The following is an 18,854-nucleotide window of genomic DNA, read 5'->3' as shown; positions in this document are numbered from 1 at the left end:
AGCGTTGTAACTGCAGTAAGCCGAGGTGCGGGTGGTGAGCCCGCACTGAGGTAAAACCTGAGCAAGGGCCCAAAAAGCCCGCGCTCGATACCTATGAAGATATGAGACCAGCAGGGGCTTTCCGGGCTGGTACCCGGAAAATCAGCAGGATCCAAGTGGCGTGGTTCAGTCGCTGTGTTCGGACTTTTCCAGGTTTGCTGTGGCTCTCGCCGATCAGTCCCCTAACCGAGGGTGACCAAGCATGCAAGAAAGCGTGATGCAGCGCATGTGGGAAAGCGCCCACCTTTCAGGTGGTAACGCTGCATATGTGGAAGAGCTCTACGAACTCTACCTGCACGACCCTAACGCTGTGCCAGAAGAGTGGCGCACTTACTTCCAGAAGTTGCCCGCCGACGGCAGCACCGCTACCGATGTATCGCACTCGACAATCCGCGACCATTTCGTACTGCTGGCAAAGAACCAGCGCCGCGCCCAACCGGTATCTGCCGGGAGCGTGAGCAGTGAACACGAGAAGAAGCAGGTTGAAGTTCTGCGACTGATCCAGGCCTATCGTATGCGCGGCCATCAGGCTGCCAAGCTCGACCCCTTGGGGTTGTGGCAGCGCCCTGCGCCCGTAGACCTGTCGATCAATCACTACGGCTTGACCAATGCCGATCTTGATACGACCTTCCGTGCCGGCGACCTGTACATCGGCAAAGAGGAAGCGAGCCTACGCGAGATCGTCGAGGCGCTCCAGAAGACATATTGTCGCACCATTGGCGCCGAGTTCACCCATATCGTCGATTCCGAGCAGCGCAGCTGGTTCCAGCAGCGCCTGGAAAGCGTGCGCGGCCGCCCGGACTTCTCCGCCGACGTGCAGGCCCACCTGCTCGAGCGCGTGACGGCCGGTGAAGGTCTCGAGAAGTACCTGGGCACCAAGTACCCGGGCACCAAGCGTTTCGGCCTTGAGGGTGGCGAAAGCCTGATCCCGATGCTGGACGAAATGATCCAGCGTTCCGGCTCCTACGGCACCAAGGAAGTCGTGATTGGCATGGCCCACCGCGGCCGTCTGAACGTGCTGGTCAACACCTTCGGCAAGAACCCGCGCGAGCTGTTCGACGAGTTCGAAGGCAAGAAGATGAACGAGCTGGGCTCCGGTGACGTGAAGTATCACCAGGGCTTCTCCTCGAACGTGATGACCACCGGTGGTGAAGTTCACCTGGCCATGGCGTTCAACCCGTCCCACCTGGAAATCGTCTCCCCCGTGGTCGAAGGTTCGGTGCGCGCCCGTCAGGACCGCCGCAACGATACCGCCGGCGACAAGGTGCTGCCGATCTCGATCCACGGTGACGCTGCCTTCGCAGGCCAGGGCGTGGTCATGGAAACCTTCCAGATGTCGCAGACCCGCGGTTTCAAGACCGGCGGCACCGTGCACATCGTGATCAACAACCAGGTTGGTTTCACCATCAGCAACCCGCTGGACTCGCGTTCCACCGAGTACGCCACCGACGTTGCCAAGATGATCCAGGCGCCGATCCTGCACGTGAACGGCGATGACCCGGAAGCTGTGCTGTTCGTGACCCAGCTGGCCATCGATTACCGCATGCAGTTCAAGCGTGACGTGGTCATCGACCTGGTCTGCTACCGTCGTCGCGGCCACAACGAGGCCGACGAGCCCAACGGTACCCAGCCGCTGATGTATCAGCAGATCAGCAAGCAGCGCACCACCCGTGAGCTGTACGCCGAGGCGCTGATCCAGGCCGGTCGCATCGATGCCGAGCGCGCCCAGGCCAAGATCGACGAGTACCGCAATGCCCTGGACAACGGTCTGCACGTGGTCAAGAGCCTGGTCAAGGAGCCGAACCGCGAGCTGTTCGTCGACTGGCGTCCGTACCTGGGCCACGCCTGGACTGCGCGTCACGACACCCGTTTCGACCTCAAGACCCTGCAGGACCTGTCGGCCAAGCTGCTCGAGCTGCCAGAAGGCTTCGTCGTCCAGCGTCAGGTGTCGAAGATCTACGAAGACCGTCAGAAGATGCAGGCCGGTGGCTTGCCGATCAACTGGGGTTACGCAGAGACCATGGCCTACGCCACCCTGCAGTTCGAAGGTCACCCGATCCGCATGACCGGCCAGGACATCGGCCGTGGCACCTTCTCGCACCGCCACGCGGTGCTGCACAACCAGAAGGACGCCAGCACCTACGTGCCGCTGCAGAACCTGTTCCCGGGCCAGCCGCGCTTCGACCTTTACGACTCCTTCCTGTCGGAAGAAGCGGTACTGGCCTTCGAATACGGTTACTCGACCACCACGCCGAATGCGCTGGTGATCTGGGAAGCTCAGTTCGGCGACTTCGCCAACGGTGCGCAGGTGGTGATCGACCAGTTCATCACCAGCGGTGAGCACAAGTGGGGCCGCCTGTGCGGTCTGACCATGCTGCTGCCTCACGGTTACGAAGGGCAGGGCCCGGAGCACTCCTCCGCGCGTCTGGAGCGTTACCTGCAGCTGTGCGCCGAGCACAACATCCAGGTTTGCGTACCGACCACCCCGGCACAGATCTACCACCTGCTGCGTCGTCAGGTCATCCGTCCGCTGCGCAAGCCGCTGATCGTGCTGACGCCCAAGTCGCTGCTGCGCCACAAGCTGGCCGTCTCGACCCTGGAGGACCTTGCAGAAGGTTCGTTCCAGACCGTGATCCCGGAAATCGACACCCTGGATCCTGCCAAGGTCGAACGCCTGGTGCTGTGTGGTGGCAAGGTCTATTACGACCTGCTGGAAAAACGCCGTGCCGAAGGCCGCGAAGACATCGCAATCGTGCGTATCGAGCAACTGTACCCGTTCCCGGAAGACGACCTGGTCGACATCCTGGCGCCGTACACCAACCTCAAGCATGCCGTCTGGTGTCAGGAAGAGCCGATGAACCAGGGCGCCTGGTACAGCAGCCAGCACCACATGCGCCGTATCCTGGGCCGCCACAACAAGGCGCTGGTCCTGGAATACGCCGGCCGCGACGCTTCCGCCGCGCCAGCCTGTGGTTACGCTTCGAAGCACGCCGAACAGCAGGAAAAACTGCTGCAAGACGCCTTCACTGTCTAACGCCTTCGCGCACCTGAAACCGAATTTAAGGAAACACTGATAATGGCTATCGAGATCAAAGCCCCAACCTTCCCGGAATCGGTTGCCGATGGCACCGTTGCCACCTGGCACAAGAAGCCGGGCGAAGCCGTCAAGCGTGACGAGCTGATCGTCGACATCGAGACCGACAAGGTCGTCCTGGAAGTACTGGCTACCGCCGATGGCGTGATGGGCGACATCGTCAAGGGCGAGGGCGATACCGTCCTGTCCGACGAAGTGCTGGGTTCGATCGTGGAAGGTGGTGCTGCTGCCGCCGCGCCTGCTGCCGCTCCGGCCGCCGCTGCTCCGGCAGCCGTTGCCGCCGATGCCGGCGAAGACGACCCGGTTGCCGCTCCGGCCGCGCGCAAGCTGGCTGAAGAGAACGGCATCGACCTGGCTACCGTTGCCGGTACCGGCAAAGGTGGCCGCGTCACCAAGGAAGACGTGGTTGCTGCAGTTGCCAACAAGAAGTCCGCGCCTGCCGCTGCTCCGGCTGCCAAGCCTGCCGCTGCCGCCCCGGTTGTGGCCGCTGCTGGCGATCGCACCGAGAAGCGTGTGCCGATGACCCGCCTGCGTGCCAAGATCGCCGAGCGTCTGGTTGAAGCCCAGTCCAACATGGCGATGCTGACCACCTTCAACGAAGTCGACATGACCGAAGTCATGGCCCTGCGTTCGAAGTACAAGGACCTGTTCGAGAAGACCCATAACGGCGTGCGCCTGGGCTTCATGTCGTTCTTCGTCAAGGCCGCTACCGAAGCGCTGAAGCGTTTCCCTGCTGTCAACGCCTCGATCGACGGCAACGACATCGTCTACCACGGTTTTGCCGACGTCGGCGTTGCCGTCTCCAGCGACCGTGGCCTGGTGGTGCCAGTACTGCGCAACGCCGAATCGATGAGCCTGGCTGAAATCGAGAACGGCATCGCCACCTTCGGCAAGAAGGCCCGTGACGGCAAGCTGTCGATCGAAGAAATGACCGGCGGCACTTTCACCATCACCAACGGTGGTACCTTCGGCTCGATGATGTCGACCCCGATCGTCAACCCGCCGCAGGCCGCCATCCTCGGCATGCACAACATCATCCAGCGTCCGATGGCCATCAATGGCCAAGTGGTAATCCGCCCGATGATGTACCTGGCGCTGTCGTACGATCACCGCCTGATCGACGGCAAGGAAGCGGTAACCTTCCTGGTCACCATCAAGAACCTGCTGGAAGATCCGTCCCGCCTGCTGCTGGACATCTAATCGCGCAGCTGTAAGCTGCAAGCCGCAAGCTTCAAGCCGAAGCCTGCTGGACTTGCGGCTTGCAGCTTGCCGCTTGAAGCTAAAAAGGAATCTTTTATGACCCAGAAATTCGACGTAGTGGTGATTGGTGCAGGTCCTGGCGGTTATGTGGCTGCCATCAAGGCTGCCCAACTTGGTCTGAAGACTGCCTGTATCGAGAAGTACACCGACGCCGAGGGCAAGCTGGCCCTGGGTGGCACCTGCCTGAACGTAGGTTGCATTCCGTCCAAGGCGCTGCTGGACAGCTCCTGGAAGTACAAGGAAGCCAAAGAGAGCTTCAACGTCCACGGCATCTCCACTGGCGAAGTGAAGATGGACGTGGCCGCGATGGTTGGTCGCAAGGCTGGCATCGTCAAGAACCTGACCGGTGGCGTTGCCACCCTGTTCAAGGCCAATGGCGTCACTTCGATCCAGGGCCACGGCAAACTGCTGGCTGGCAAGAAAGTCGAAGTCACCAAGGCTGATGGCACCACCGAAATCATCGAAGCCGAGAACGTGATCCTGGCCTCCGGCTCGCGTCCGATCGACATTCCGCCGGCTCCGGTCGACCAGAACGTCATCGTCGACTCCACCGGCGCCCTGGAATTCCAATCGGTTCCCAAGCGTCTGGGCGTGATCGGTGCTGGCGTGATCGGCCTGGAGCTGGGCTCGGTGTGGGCTCGCCTGGGTGCTGAAGTCACCGTCCTGGAAGCCCTGGACACCTTCCTGATGGCTGCTGACACCGCAGTGTCGAAAGAAGCCCAGAAGACCCTGACCAAGCAAGGCCTGGACATCAAGCTGGGCGCTCGCGTCACCGGCTCGAAAGTCAACGGCAACGAAGTCGAAGTGACCTACACCAACGCCGAAGGCGAGCAGAAGATCACCTTCGACAAGCTGATCGTCGCGGTCGGCCGTCGCCCGGTGACCACCGACCTGTTGGCCTCCGACAGCGGCGTGAACATCGACGAGCGTGGCTACATCTTCGTTGACGACCACTGCGCTACCAGCGTACCGGGCGTCTATGCCATCGGCGACGTTGTCCGCGGCATGATGCTGGCGCACAAGGCCTCGGAAGAGGGCATCATGGTCGTCGAGCGCATCAAGGGCCACAAGGCCCAGATGAACTACGACCTGATCCCTTCGGTTATCTACACCCACCCGGAAATCGCGTGGGTCGGCAAGACCGAACAAGCCTTGAAGGCCGAGGGTGTTGAGGTTAACGTAGGCACCTTCCCGTTCGCGGCCAGCGGCCGTGCGATGGCGGCCAACGACACCGGTGGTTTCGTCAAGGTCATCGCTGATGCCAAGACCGACCGCGTACTGGGTGTACACGTGATTGGCCCGTCGGCTGCCGAGCTGGTTCAGCAGGGCGCAATCGCAATGGAATTCGGCACCAGTGCCGAGGATCTGGGCATGATGGTCTTCAGCCATCCAACCCTGTCCGAAGCGTTGCATGAAGCAGCGCTGGCAGTGAATGGCGGCGCCATTCACGTGGCCAACCGTAAGAAGCGTTAATTATAAGAAACCACGGCGGGCTGCCCGTCGTGAGTCTTGCGTGCATGACTCACCGCGGAACGTCCGCCGGACCGGATCACACGGGAAAACCCGGGGTCAACGGTCACAGGTGGTGCGGCGCCAGTAATGGCGCAGCGCCGAAGCGCAGTACCTAACGAAGACGGTAAAAAGCATGAATCTTCACGAGTATCAGGGTAAGCAGCTGTTCGCTGAGTACGGCCTGCCAGTTTCCAAGGGTTTCGCTGTCGATACCCCTGAGCAAGCTGCAGAAGCCTGCGACAAGATCGGCGGTTCCGAGTGGGTTGTCAAAGCCCAGGTCCACGCTGGTGGTCGCGGTAAAGCGGGCGGCGTCAAGCTGGTTCGCAGCAAGGAAGACGCCAAGGCGTTCGCTGCACAGTGGTTGGGCAAGAATCTGGTTACCTACCAGACTGATGCCAACGGTCAACCCGTCTCCAAGATTCTGGTCGAATCCTGCACTGACATCGCCAAAGAGCTGTACCTGGGCGCTGTAGTGGATCGTTCGAGCCGCCGTATCGTGTTCATGGCGTCCACCGAAGGTGGCGTGGACATCGAGAAAGTCGCTCACGAAACGCCTGAGAAGATCCTCAAGGCTACCATCGACCCGCTGGTCGGCGCTCAGCCGTTCCAGGGTCGTGAACTGGCATTCCAGCTGGGCCTGGAAGGCAAGCAGGTTCAACAGTTCGCCAAGATCTTCGTTGGCCTGGCCAAGCTGTTCAAGGATCACGATCTGGCCCTGCTGGAAGTGAACCCGCTGGTGATCAAGGCCGACGGCGACCTGCACTGCCTCGATGCCAAGATCAACATCGACGCCAACGCCATGTACCGTCAGCCCAAGCTGAAGACCTTCCACGACCCGTCGCAGGACGACGCTCGTGAAGCCCACGCTGCCAAGTTCGAACTGAACTACGTTGCCCTGGAAGGCAACATCGGCTGCATGGTCAACGGTGCCGGCCTGGCCATGGGTACCATGGACATCGTCAACCTGCACGGCGGCAAGCCAGCCAACTTCCTCGACGTAGGCGGCGGTGCTACCAAAGAGCGCGTTACCGAAGCGTTCAAGATCATTCTGTCCGACAGCAATGTCGCGGCCGTACTGGTCAACATCTTCGGCGGCATCGTTCGCTGCGACATGATTGCCGAAGGCATCATCGGTGCAGTGAAAGAAGTCGGCGTCAAGGTTCCGGTCGTCGTTCGCCTTGAAGGCAACAACGCCGAACTGGGCGCAAAAGTACTGGCAGAAAGCGGTTTGAACATCATTGCGGCAACCAGCCTGACCGACGCTGCTCAACAAGTTGTCAAAGCTGCGGAGGGCAAGTAATGAGCGTCCTGATCAATAAAGACACCAAAGTCATCTGCCAGGGCTTCACCGGCTCGCAGGGTACTTTCCACTCCGAACAGGCCATTGCCTACGGCACCAAGATGGTCGGCGGCGTTACCCCGGGCAAGGGTGGCACCACCCACCTGGGCCTGCCGGTGTTCAACACCGTCAAGGAAGCCGTGGAAGCTACCGGCGCTGACGCTTCGGTGATCTACGTTCCGGCTCCGTTCTGCAAAGACTCGATCCTGGAAGCAGCCTTCGGCGGCATCAAGCTGATCGTCTGCATCACCGAAGGCATTCCTACCCTGGACATGCTGGATGCCAAGGTCAAGTGCGACGAGCTGGGCGTTACCCTGATTGGCCCTAACTGCCCAGGTGTCATCACTCCGGGCGAGTGCAAGATCGGCATCATGCCAGGCCACATCCACCTGCCAGGCAAGGTCGGTATCGTTTCGCGTTCCGGCACCCTGACCTACGAAGCGGTCAAGCAGACCACCGACGCCGGCTTTGGCCAGTCGACCTGCGTGGGCATCGGCGGCGACCCGATCCCAGGCTCGAACTTCATCGACATCCTGAAGCTGTTCCAGGAAGACCCGAAGACCGAAGCGATCGTCATGATCGGTGAGATCGGCGGTTCGGCTGAAGAAGAAGCCGCGGCCTACATCAAGGCCCACGTGACCAAGCCTGTCGTTTCCTACATCGCTGGTGTTACTGCACCTGCGGGCAAGCGCATGGGCCACGCTGGCGCCATCATTTCCGGCGGCAAGGGCACTGCGGACGAGAAGTTCGCGGCCCTGCAGGACGCTGGTGTGAAGACCGTGCGTTCCCTGGCTGACATCGGCAAGGCCCTGGCCGAGCTGACTGGCTGGGAAGCCAAGAAGTAAGTAACACAAAGTAATATGTAGTACCCCCACGCGCACAAAGGCCACCTTCGGGTGGCCTTTGTCGTTGTGCGGCTGTGAAGGCTGCGCCCCCACCTTCGGAAAGTTCGATCACCCTGATCAGGATTTTCAACCAGACATCCGCTCGAATCAGCAATAAATTGTCGTCGAACACGGTCAACCAGACGACAAACATGTACGCACATCGGACAAGCAGCACTGTGCCAGTGCGTTTGGCGGGTAAAACGGTTAATCTACGCGTTCACTTTGTGCCCGTACCCCAAAAGGGAACGACACGCTAAACGGGTCTGGCCTATCAAGCCGGGCAGCATTTCCCTCACTCAAGGGGAAATCCCTTCTCGAATCCCGATTTCAGCAGTGTGGTACTACCCTAAATGAAAGTTTTAAAAGGCCAGGATATCCTGGCGCTTGGCTTTATGACGTTTGCGCTTTTTGTGGGCGCTGGCAATATCATCTTCCCGCCCATCGTCGGTCTGCAGTCCGGGCCGCATGTGTGGATGGCCGCTCTGGGCTTCCTGGTAACGGCTGTGGGCCTGCCGGTCATCACCGTGGTCGCACTGGCCAAGGTCGGTGGTGGCATGGATGCGCTCAGCAGCCCGATCGGCAAGTTCTTCGGCGGCCTGTTGGCGGCGGTATGCTACCTGTCGGTCGGCCCGCTGTTCGCAACCCCGCGCACCGCGACCGTGTCGTTCGAAGTGGGTGTGGCACCGCTCACCGGTGAAAGCCCGTTGGCGTTGTTCCTCTACAGCCTGGTGTACTTCATCGTGGTACTGGCGGTGTCCATGTACCCGGGCAAGTTGCTCGATACCGTGGGCCGTTTCCTCGCGCCGCTGAAGATTATCGCCCTGGCGGTACTTGGCATCGCGGCGTTCGCGCTGCCGGCCGGCACCATTGGTGAAGCACAGCCTGCCTATGCAGCTGCGGCCTTCTCCAAAGGCTTTTCCGATGGCTACCTGACCATGGACACCCTGGGTGCGCTGGTCTTCGGTATCGTGATCGTCAATGCCATCCGTTCGCGGGGTGTCGAGTCGCCGAAGCTGATCACCCGCTATGCCATCATTGCCGGCCTGATTGCCGGTGTAGGCCTGGCGCTGGTCTACATCAGCCTGTTCCGCCTGGGAGCCAGCAGCCATGATATCGCGGCTGGAGCCACCAACGGTGCAGCGGTATTGCACGCCTACGTACAGCACACCTTCGGTTCGCTTGGCAGCGGTTTCCTGGCGGTACTGATCGCGCTGGCCTGCCTGGTGACTGCCGTAGGCCTGACTTGCGCATGCGCCGAGTACTTCAGCCAGATCCTGCCGCTGTCGTACCGTGCGCTGGTGGTGATCCTGGCGGGCTTCTCGCTGCTGATTTCCAACCTGGGCCTGACCAAGCTGATCATGTTCTCGATCCCGGTGCTGACCGCCATCTACCCACCGTGCATCGTGGTGGTAGGGCTGAGCTTCGTCAAAGACCTGTGGAATTCGCCAACACGTATCCTGGCGCCGGTCATGCTGGTGTCGCTGTTGTTCGGCATGGTTGACGCGATCAAGGGCAGCAGCATTGCCCACGTGCTGCCGGACTTCATGGCCCACCTGCCGCTGAGCGATCAGGGCCTGGCCTGGCTGGTGCCGTCGGTGGTGACACTGATGGCGGCTGTGGCGTGCGACCGCATGCTTGGCAAGCCGCGCGAAGCGCTGGCCTGATAGGTTGACGCCTGCCGTTGGCACCGGCCACAAGCCGTAGGGTGCCCGCGAAGGCCGATACACCAAACCCCGCATCCTCAAGGGTGCGGGGTTTTTTATTGCGCCGATGTGCCTTTGCGTGCTTGCAAGCGTCGAAATGCGGTCCCTATCCTTGTCTGCCCTGGCCTTCGGGAAAACTGCATGAATTTCATCCAAAGCAACCTTCACAACGTGTTGGCCCTCTGCTGGTTCGCCCTATGCTGGGGCGGCTATACCCGCTATGCCATCTGGAAGGGCCGCGACACTGCCTGCCTGGCTAGTGTGCTGCATCTGTACCGGGAAGACTGGATGCGCCGCATGCTGCTGCGCGACAACCGCATCGCCGATGCCAGTGTAATTGGCAATCTGGAGCGCAACGCGTCGTTCTTTGCCTCCAGTACCCTGATCATTCTGGCCGGCATCCTGACTGTTCTGGGGGCCTCTGACCGCGCCCTGTCGCTGCTGGCCGACCTGCCTCTGGTGCAGCAGGCCTCGCAAGGCATGTCGGAAATCAAGCTGCTTTGCCTGGCGATGGTTTTCGTCTATGCGTTCTTTACGTTCAGCTGGTGCATGCGCCAGTACAACTTCGCAGCAGTGCTGGTGGGGTCTGCGCCCATGATAGGCGAGCGGCTGGTCAGTGAGCTTGAGCGCAAGGCTTTCGCTTCACGGGCGGCGAGGGTGTTGTCGCTGGCGGCCAATCAGTTCAACTTTGGCTTGCGGTCTTATTACTTCGGCATGGCCATGCTCACCTGGTTCATCAGCCCGTGGTTGTTCATGGTCGTGAGTGTAGGAGTGGTATTGATCCTGTATCGCCGGGAGTTCCACTCCGATGTGCTGGAAGTGATGGTGTTCACGCCAACGGAAAGTGCGCCTACCGAGACCAGCAAGGAAGGCCTCGGTACAAACACATGAAACGTTTAACCTATAACTGGCAGGCACAAAAAAACCCGACAATGTCGGGTTTTTTTGTGCGTCGCGATTACTGCTTGGCAGGCTCAGCCGGTGCAGTAGCCGGAGTTGCCGGAGCGGCTTCTTCAGCAGCCTTCTGCTCGGCTTCAGCCTGATCTTTGGCAGCTTCGGCGTTTTCCTCGGCGGCGTCGTTCATTTTATCCTGAGCTTCGCCCATTTTTTCCTGGGCTTGCTCGGCATGTTCCTGTGCGTCTTGGGCTTTGTCTTCGCTCGCTTTATCGCAAGCAGCCAGGCCCATGGCAGCAGCCAGCATCAGAGCAAAAGCAAATGGTTTACGCATTGGGTGTTTCTCCTTGGTGGAATAAGTGACTTGTTCCTTCGAGTTCAGCCATGCGGCAATAGTTCCGTATCAGTTACAGATATATAACACCGCATCGCGGATAGACTTTTTATCACACTTATGCAGATGTCGCAGGCGCCAGTGGCTGTGAAGAGGAGTGTACCGATGACCGATTCAAGCTTGATGGCCATGGCCGAGCGTTTCTTGTCGGCACTGAAACATTGTCAAGTGTTGCAAATGCGCGTGGAGCATGCGGACGCCGATGGCATGACGCTGCTCTTGCCCTGGTCGCCAGCCATCGTTGGCAACCCGCAGACCGGCGCAGTGCATGGTGGTGCCCTGACCACGCTGATGGACACCACCTGCGGGATGGCCACCCTTTGCGTGCTGCCGAGCTTTGAAGTATGTCCAACGCTGGACCTTCGTATCGACTACATGCATCCGGCAGAGGCGGGAAAGCCCATCTATGGTCATGCCCAGTGCTATCGGGTCACCCGAGACGTGATTTTCACCCGTGGCATGGCCTATCAGGACGACCCCGCCCAGCCGATCTGCCAGGTTGTCGGTACCTTCATGCGCCTGGGGCAGGAGGTCAAGGGCGGCATCCGGTTCGGCAAGGGGCTGAAGGAGGGCGGGGCATGATTCCACAAGACGTACGTCGACAGCTCAACGCGGCGCATGCCGTGGGCGATTACCAGCCATTGCTGGCGTTGATACCCTACGCCAGCCTGATCGGCATCACCTGTGAGCGCCAGGGCGATGACCTGCTGTTCCGCTTGCCGGCCAGCCCGGACAACATCGGCAACCCGTTGCTGCCGGCCATTCATGGCGGTGTGATTGCTGGGTTCATGGAGCTTTCTGCCGCCTTGTATCTGCTGATCTACAGCGAGAGCGCCAGCATCCCCAAGATCATCGATTTTTCCATCGACTACCTGCGCGCCGGGCTCTTTCGCGACACTTACGCGCAGTGCCAGCTCTGGCGCCAAGGCCGGCGGGTGACCAATGTGGCGATCACCGCCTGGCAGGGCGATCGACAATCGCCGATCGCCACTGCCCGTGCGCATTTCAAGATTGAGCCCCAAAAGCCCTTGAAATCGTCGGGGCTGCCCCCATCTGCATGACATCCGCCATTAATGCATGCCGATTCGGCTGCCGGCGCCCACTGCCATCAGATCGGAGTTTTGAAGACCATGAGTGTGGAAACACAAAAGGAAACCCTGGGCTTCCAGACCGAGGTAAAGCAGCTGCTGCACCTCATGATTCACTCGCTGTACTCGAACAAGGAAATCTTCCTGCGTGAGCTGATTTCCAACGCTTCCGACGCCGCCGACAAGCTGCGTTTCGAAGCCCTGGCCAAGCCAGAGCTGTTCGAAAACGACGCCGACCTGAAAATCCGCCTGAGTTTCGACAAGGACGCCGGTACCGTGACCCTCGAGGACAACGGCATCGGCATGAGCCGCGAAGATGTGATCACTCACCTGGGTACCATCGCCAAGTCCGGCACGGCCGACTTCATGAAGAACCTCACCGGTGACCAGAAGAAGGATTCGCACCTGATCGGCCAGTTCGGTGTGGGCTTCTACTCTGCCTTCATCGTGGCCGACAAGGTCGACGTGTTCAGCCGTCGCGCCGGCCAGCCGGCTGCCGAGGGCGTGCACTGGTCGTCCAAGGGCGAGGGCGACTTCGAAGTTTCCACCGTCGAAAAACCACAGCGCGGTACCCGTATTGTCCTGCACCTGAAGAAGGACGAGCAGGAATTCGCCGATGGCTGGCGCCTGCGTAACGTGGTCAAGAAGTACTCCGATCACATTGCCCTGCCGATCCAGCTGCCCAAAGAGCAGGCGGCGGCCGAAGGTGAAGAGCAGCCGGCCGAAGAATGGGAAACCGTCAACCGCGCCAGTGCCCTGTGGACCCGCCCGCGTACCGAAATCAAGGACGAGGAATACCAGGAGTTCTACAAGCACATCGGCCATGACTTCGAAAACCCGCTGGCCTGGAGCCACAACAAGGTCGAAGGCAAGCTCGAATACAACTCGCTGCTGTACGTGCCGGCCCGCGCGCCGTTCGATCTGTACCAGCGTGAAGCGCCGCGCGGCTTGAAGCTGTATGTGCAGCGCGTGTTCATCATGGACCAGGCCGAGTCGTTCCTGCCGCTGTACCTGCGCTTCATCAAGGGTGTGGTCGACTCCAATGACCTGTCCCTGAACGTCTCCCGCGAGATCCTGCAAAAGGATCCGATCATCGATTCGATGAAAACTGCGCTGACCAAGCGTGTGCTGGACATGCTGGAGAAGCTGGCGAAGAACGAGCCTGAGCAGTACAAGGGCTTCTGGAAGAACTTTGGTCAGGTGCTGAAGGAAGGCCCGGCCGAAGACTTCGCCAACAAGGAGAAGATCGCCGGCTTGCTGCGCTTTGCCTCCACCCATGACGAGAGCGGCGAGCAGAGCGTCTCCCTGGCCGATTACCTGGCGCGCGCCAAGGAAGGCCAGGACAAGGTCTACTACCTCACCGGCGAGTCGTACGCGCAGGTCAAGAACAGCCCGCACCTGGAAGTCTTCCGCAAGAAAGGCATCGAAGTGCTGCTGCTGACCGATCGCATCGACGAGTGGCTGATGAGCTACCTCAACGAGTTCGACGGCAAGGCCTTCGTCGATGTCGCGCGTGGCGACCTGGACCTGGGCAAGCTGGACTCCGAAGAGGACAAGAAGGCCCAGGAAGAAGTCGCCAAGGAAAAAGAAGGCCTGGTCGAGCGCTTGAAATCTGCGCTGGGTGAGAGCGTCGCCGAAGTGCGTGTGTCGCACCGCCTGACCGATTCGCCGGCAATCCTGGCCATCGGTGAGCAGGACCTGGGCCTGCAGATGCGCCAGATCCTCGAAGCCAGCGGGCAGAAGGTGCCGGACTCCAAGCCGATCTTCGAATTCAACCCGACTCATCCGCTGATTGAAAAGCTGGACAACGAGCAGAGTGAAGACCGCTTTGCCGAACTGTCGCACATCCTCTTCGATCAGGCGGCCCTGGCGGCCGGTGACAGCTTGAAGGATCCGGCGGCGTACGTTCGTCGTCTGAACAAGCTGTTGGTCGAGCTGTCTGCTTGAGTTGATGCATCGATAAGCCCGCTTCGGCGGGCTTTTTTAATGGTGAATGCCCAAGGAGTGCTTGATGAGCAAGGTAATCGTCGAATCGCTGGTTTATCACCTGTCCGGCAAGGCCTATGAAAGCCGTCTGGTGTATGAGCCAGGTGCGTTGGGGCGACCGGGCCTGGTGATGGCGCCGAACTGGATGGGCATTGGCGAAGGTGCCGAGCGCATCGCCAAGGAAGTGGCCGAAAAAGGCTATGTGGTGCTGATTGCCGACCTGTACGGGCAATCGGTGCGTCCGTCCAATGCTGACGAAGCCGGGACGGCGATGATGCCGTTGAAGAATGACCGTGGCGAATTGCGCAAGCGCATGAAGGAGGCGTTGGCGCAGCTGCTGGCACAGTCGAAGGCGTTACTGGAGCCTGGCAAGGTGGCAACCTTCGGCTTCTGCTTTGGCGGCTGCTGCGCCCTGGAGCTGGCCCGTACCGGTGCAGACCTGAAGGCTGCGGTGTCGTTCCATGGCACGCTGGATACCCCGAACCCTGAAGATGCCAAGCACATCAAGGGCTCGGTGCTGGTGCTGCACGGCGCATCCGACCCGCTGGTGCCGAGGGAGCAGCTGCCGGCCTTCGAGGAAGAGATGAATGCGGCCAAGGTGGATTGGCAGCTGCTGAGCTATGGCGGCGCGGTGCACTCGTTCACCGACCCGAATGCCAATGTGCCGGGCAAGATGCAGTATGACCGCAGGACCTCGGAGCGGGCGTTCCGCTCGATGCACAATTTGCTCACTGAAGTGTTCCAGCGCTGACGGTGCAGTGGGGCCGCAAAGCGGCCCCACTTTAACGCGGTAGCTCGATCCGCGAAGTCTCCCCCGGCACCACCGGCCAATCGCCGGCAGCCCATTTCGCCCGGGCGTGTTCGATCAGTTGCGGATCACTGGCCACGAAATTCCAGTTCATCCGCCGTGGCCCATCCAGTGGCTCGCCGCCGATCAATACCAGCTGGCATTCACCCTCGGCATACAAGGCAATCTCTTCGCCCTCAGGCAGCACCACCAAGCTGCACGCCTCGACTTCCTCATCATTCATCATCAGCTCGCCGTCGAGCAGATACAGCGCCCGTTGCGCATGCTCATCAGGTACCACCAGCGTGGTCGCCGATTGCATCTGCACATGCGCGTAAAGGGTAGGGGAGAGGACTGGCACCGGCGATTCCAGGCAGAAACCGCTACCTGCAATCATGCAGATGCGTACCCCCAGGTTATCGCTCACTGGCAGGCTGGCCGCGGCGTGATGGCTATAGCTCGGTGCGCCTTGCTCGAGCGCGCGGGGCGACGCCAGCCACACCTGCAGCCCATGCAGGCGCGAACCGTGTGCCAACGCCTCGGCCGGGGTGCGTTCGACATGCGCCACGCCGCTGCCGGCCGTCATCCAGCTCACATCGCCAGGCAACACGCGCTGATTCGAGCCCAGGCTGTCCTTGTGCAGGATCGCCCCTTCGAACAGGTAGGTCAGCGTCGACAGGCCGATATGCGGGTGCTGGCGAATATCCATGCCGTGGCCCGGCGCATAGTCGGTCTCGAGCATGTGGTCGAAGAACACGAACGGGCCGACGCTGCGGCACTGCGCCGACGGTAGTGGGCGCAGGATCGGTTGGCCCTCGACCGACTCGGCGCGCGGGCGGATCACCAATGGGCTGCTCATGCTGTGCTCCAGGCGGCGGGAAATAGCACCAGCATAGCGGTTTGCCGTGCATGGCTGAACCGCTGGCTTGGCCGCCAGGTCTACTCTGTTCATACACAGAGAAGGATGCTGCCCATGATCGCCAGAGCGCTGGCCTGCCTGCTGTTGAGCGCAACGTTGTGCCAGGCGGCACAGGCGCGTGATTACCGCTACAGTGACGCCCACCTGCACTATGTGGACTTCTTTCAAGAGACCGAGGGTATGGCTGCCCTGATCAAGGCCATGGATCAAGCGGGTGTCGAGCACTCGATGATTTCTGGCATTCCGGTGGCCAAGAAATGGCACGAGGATGAGCCCAAGCGGCCGCGCTATTACGCCGGTGACGATGCCGACGCCTACTGGTACAGCGCCACCGATACCTACGTGGCGGCGGCGCTGCAGAAGCTGCCGGCCGAGCAGCGCAAGCGCTTTCATCCTTTCCTGACCGGTTTCAATCCGGTAGACAAGAATGCGGTCAGCCATATCGAGCGCATGCTCGATCTCTACCCTGGCCTCTGGCAGGGCATAGGTGAAGTATTTACCCGGCACGACGACCTTACTGCGCTGACCAGCGGTGATACGCCGCGCGCCAACAACGAGGCCATGACCCGTATCTATCACCTGGCAGCCGAACGCGACATGCCGGTACTGCTGCATTCGAACATCACCTCCAAGCGTGAGCGCAACCCGCTTTACCTGGCCGAGATCGAGGAACCGCTGCGCAATCATCCGCATACCCGGTTCATCTGGGCGCACGCGGGCACGAGCATGGAGATTCATCGGCATCAGACGCAGATGGACTTTCTATTGCCGGTGCTGACGCGCCTGCTCAACGACTACCCGAACCTTTACATCGACTTGTCGTGGACTGTGCTCGAGCCCTACCTGCTGGATGACAAGGGTGTGCCGCGCAAGGAGTGGCTGGCGCTGGTCGAGCGCTTCGCGCAGCGGTTCATGCTTGGGTCTGACGTGGTGGGCAAGTTTGGCAGCGTGGGGGAGCAGATGCACAGCTTCAAGCCGTTTCTGGATGCCTTGCCGGAAGGGGTGGCGAAGCAGGTGGCGCGGGACAACTTCCTGGCGGTCTTGCCCAAGGCTCGCTGACGGTCTGCCCGAACGCTACGCGGCACAGGCAAACACAAAAGAAAACGCCCCGAACCAGTCGGGGCGTTTTCATTTACCGCATCAAGGCATTACTTGCCAGTCCAGCGCTTGAGCACCAGGGTGGCGTTGGTGCCGCCAAAGCCGAAGCTGTTGCTCATGACCGTATCGATCTTGGCGTTTTCTTCGGTTTTGCGCAGGATCGGCAGGTCAGCGACTTCCGGGTCCAGCTCGTCGATGTTGGCGGAGCCGGCGATGAAGTTGTTCTCCATCATCAGCAGGCAGTAGATCGCCTCGTGGACGCCGGCAGCACCCAGCGAGTGGCCCGACAGGCTCTTGGTCGAGCTGATCTTCGGTGCCTTGTCGCCGAACACGGCGCGAACACCTTTGATTTCGGCAACGTCGCCGACCGGAGTCGAGGTGCCGTGGGTGTTCAGGTAGTCGATCGGGGTGTCGACAGTGGCCAGTGCCTGCTGCATGCAGCGAATGGCACCTTCGCCGCTTGGGGCAACCATGTCGTAGCCGTCGGACGTCGCGCCGTAGCCGACGATTTCGGCGTAGATCTTGGCGCCACGGGCGAGGGCGTGTTCCAGTTCCTCGACCACGACCATGCCGCCACCGCCAGCGATGACGAAGCCATCACGGTCGGCGTCGTAAGCGCGCGAAGCCAGTTCCGGAGTATCGTTGCGCTTGGTCGACAAGGCGCCCATGGCATCGAACAGGAACGACTGGCTCCAGTGCTCTTCTTCACCGCCACCGGCGAAGACGATGTCCTGCTTGCCCCACTGGATCTGCTCCAGGGCGGTGCCGATGCAGTGTGCCGAGGTGGCACAGGCCGACGAGATCGAGTAGTTCAGGCCCTTGATCTTGAACGGGGTGGCCAGGCACGCCGAAACGGTGCTGCCCATGGTGCGGGTGACGCGGTAGGGGCCGACACGCTTGACGCCTTTCTCGCGCAGGGTGTCCAGCGCTTCCATCTGGTTCAGGGTCGAGGCGCCGCCGGAGCCAGCCACCAGGCCGGTACGCGGGTTGGAAACCTGCTCTTCGGTCAGGCCGGCGTCCTTGATCGCGTCCTGCATCGCCAGGTAGGCATACGCCGCAGCGTGGCCGACGAAGCGGTAGACCTTGCGGTCGATCAGTTCTTCGAGGTTGAGGTCGATGGAGCCGGAAACCTGGCTACGCAGCCCCTGTTCCTTGTATTCCGGGTTGTAACGGATACCCGGACGGCTGTTGCGCAGGTTTTCGGTGACGGTAGCTTTGTCATTGCCCAGGCACGATACGATGCCCAGACCAGTGATAACGACGCGGCGCATGCGAATAACCCTTAGAAATTGTCAGTGGAGGTGAACACGCCGACCCGCAGGGCTTCGGCAGTGTAGATCTCGCGGCCGTCAACGCTGACCGAGCCATCGGCGATGGCCATGTTCAGCTTGCCCTTCAGGACGCGCTTGATGTGAATGTTGTAGGTGACTTTCTTGGCAGTAGGCAATACCTGGCCAAAGAATTTCACTTCACCCGAGCCCAGGGCGCGGCCACGGCCAGGCAGGCCCTGCCAGCCCAGGAAGAAGCCAACCAACTGCCACATGGCGTCAAGGCCCAGGCAGCCCGGCATTACCGGGTCGCCTTCGAAGTGGCAGGCGAAGAACCACAGGTCCGGGGTGATATCCAGCTCGGCGACCAATTCACCTTTGCCGTACTTGCCGCCTTCTTCGCTGATATGGGTGATGCGATCGACCATCAGCATGTTCGGCGCGGGCAGTTGCGCATTACCTGGGCCGAACAGCTCACCGCGACTGCAGCGCAGCAGGTCTTCCCGAGTAAAGGCGTGTTGTTTGGTCATGCGAGCTCCTCAATAACCCCCTGTGGCAGGGGATGAATCTTCCCGGCCAACCCGGC

The 18,854-nt window shown here is 60.8% G+C and carries 16 protein-coding genes; 12 read left to right on the top strand and 4 right to left on the bottom strand.

The genetic code is table 11. The features are described 5' to 3' along the window. The first annotated feature begins 241 nt into the window (after positions 1-241). The 7 genes from NGJ21_RS00810 to NGJ21_RS00780 all read left to right on the top strand — a co-directional run bounded on the left by NGJ21_RS00810 (position 242) and on the right by NGJ21_RS00780 (position 10,725). Complete coding sequence (locus tag NGJ21_RS00810; RefSeq protein ID WP_012315347.1) at positions 242-3,073, top strand: 2-oxoglutarate dehydrogenase E1 component; 2,832 nt, start codon at positions 242-244, stop codon at positions 3,071-3,073. Positions 3,074-3,115: 42 nt separating this feature from the next. After that, positions 3,116-4,333: a 2-oxoglutarate dehydrogenase complex dihydrolipoyllysine-residue succinyltransferase gene (gene odhB, locus NGJ21_RS00805; protein ID WP_039602468.1), complete on the top strand. Its 1,218-nt coding sequence runs from the start codon at positions 3,116-3,118 to the stop codon at positions 4,331-4,333. Positions 4,334-4,429: 96 nt separating this feature from the next. Next, complete coding sequence (gene lpdA, locus NGJ21_RS00800) at positions 4,430-5,866, top strand: dihydrolipoyl dehydrogenase (protein WP_039602469.1); 1,437 nt, start codon at positions 4,430-4,432, stop codon at positions 5,864-5,866. A gap of 172 nt (positions 5,867-6,038) precedes the next feature. Beyond that, complete coding sequence (gene sucC / locus NGJ21_RS00795; protein ID WP_011534748.1) at positions 6,039-7,205, top strand: ADP-forming succinate--CoA ligase subunit beta; 1,167 nt, start codon at positions 6,039-6,041, stop codon at positions 7,203-7,205. Then, a complete protein-coding gene (gene sucD, locus NGJ21_RS00790; RefSeq protein ID WP_003254203.1) occupies positions 7,205-8,089 on the top strand; it encodes a succinate--CoA ligase subunit alpha in 885 nt (294 codons plus the stop codon). Before sucC ends, sucD begins: the two co-directional genes overlap by 1 nt. A 392-nt stretch (positions 8,090-8,481) precedes the next feature. Continuing rightward, positions 8,482-9,795: a branched-chain amino acid transport system II carrier protein gene (brnQ, locus tag NGJ21_RS00785; protein WP_046785248.1), complete on the top strand. Its 1,314-nt coding sequence runs from the start codon at positions 8,482-8,484 to the stop codon at positions 9,793-9,795. 180 nt (positions 9,796-9,975) lie between these two features. Next, positions 9,976-10,725, top strand: a complete 750-nt coding sequence (locus tag NGJ21_RS00780; RefSeq protein WP_115274281.1) for a DUF599 domain-containing protein — start codon at positions 9,976-9,978, stop codon at positions 10,723-10,725. A 67-nt stretch (positions 10,726-10,792) separates the two neighbouring features. Here NGJ21_RS00780 and NGJ21_RS00775 read toward each other — a convergent pair whose 3' ends face one another. Next, positions 10,793-11,062, bottom strand: a complete 270-nt coding sequence (locus NGJ21_RS00775) for a hypothetical protein (RefSeq protein WP_012315342.1) — start codon at positions 11,060-11,062, stop codon at positions 10,793-10,795. Positions 11,063-11,227: 165 nt separating this feature from the next. Here NGJ21_RS00775 and NGJ21_RS00770 point away from each other — a divergent pair, with 165 nt between their 5' ends. The 4 genes from NGJ21_RS00770 to NGJ21_RS00755 all read left to right on the top strand — a co-directional run bounded on the left by NGJ21_RS00770 (position 11,228) and on the right by NGJ21_RS00755 (position 14,947). Then, the gene (locus NGJ21_RS00770) at positions 11,228-11,704 is read left to right on the top strand and encodes a PaaI family thioesterase (protein ID WP_174142476.1); all 477 of its coding nucleotides are present in this window, start codon (positions 11,228-11,230) and stop codon (positions 11,702-11,704) included. Continuing rightward, on the top strand, positions 11,701-12,183 hold the full coding sequence (locus NGJ21_RS00765) for a PaaI family thioesterase (RefSeq protein WP_115274283.1): 483 nt from the start codon (positions 11,701-11,703) through the stop codon (positions 12,181-12,183). The genes NGJ21_RS00770 and NGJ21_RS00765 overlap by 4 nt, the downstream gene beginning before the upstream one ends. Positions 12,184-12,252: 69 nt before the next feature. Further along, entirely contained in the window at positions 12,253-14,157 is a 1,905-nt protein-coding gene (htpG, locus tag NGJ21_RS00760) for a molecular chaperone HtpG (RefSeq protein WP_046785421.1), read from the top strand. Positions 14,158-14,221: 64 nt separating this feature from the next. Then, on the top strand, positions 14,222-14,947 hold the full coding sequence (locus tag NGJ21_RS00755; protein WP_119687482.1) for a dienelactone hydrolase family protein: 726 nt from the start codon (positions 14,222-14,224) through the stop codon (positions 14,945-14,947). Between the two features lie 31 nt (positions 14,948-14,978). Here the strand turns inward: NGJ21_RS00755 and NGJ21_RS00750 are convergent, their stop codons facing one another. Then, complete coding sequence (locus tag NGJ21_RS00750; RefSeq protein WP_115274285.1) at positions 14,979-15,842, bottom strand: pirin family protein; 864 nt, start codon at positions 15,840-15,842, stop codon at positions 14,979-14,981. A gap of 114 nt (positions 15,843-15,956) precedes the next feature. Here NGJ21_RS00750 and NGJ21_RS00745 point away from each other — a divergent pair, with 114 nt between their 5' ends. Then, entirely contained in the window at positions 15,957-16,961 is a 1,005-nt protein-coding gene (locus tag NGJ21_RS00745; protein ID WP_174142477.1) for an amidohydrolase family protein, read from the top strand. Between the two features lie 89 nt (positions 16,962-17,050). Here NGJ21_RS00745 and fabB read toward each other — a convergent pair whose 3' ends face one another. Next, positions 17,051-18,271: a beta-ketoacyl-ACP synthase I gene (gene fabB, locus NGJ21_RS00740; protein ID WP_012315335.1), complete on the bottom strand. Its 1,221-nt coding sequence runs from the start codon at positions 18,269-18,271 to the stop codon at positions 17,051-17,053. A gap of 11 nt (positions 18,272-18,282) precedes the next feature. Then, positions 18,283-18,798: a 3-hydroxyacyl-[acyl-carrier-protein] dehydratase FabA gene (fabA, locus tag NGJ21_RS00735; RefSeq protein WP_012315334.1), complete on the bottom strand. Its 516-nt coding sequence runs from the start codon at positions 18,796-18,798 to the stop codon at positions 18,283-18,285. Positions 18,799-18,854 lie beyond the last annotated feature (56 nt).

This window comes from Pseudomonas sp. Marseille-Q5299 (genome assembly GCF_943737035.1).
Classification (GTDB): domain Bacteria; phylum Pseudomonadota; class Gammaproteobacteria; order Pseudomonadales; family Pseudomonadaceae; genus Aquipseudomonas; species Aquipseudomonas putida_E.
Note: the sequence above shows the minus strand (reverse complement) of the source record. Positions and strands in the feature narration are given on the sequence as shown.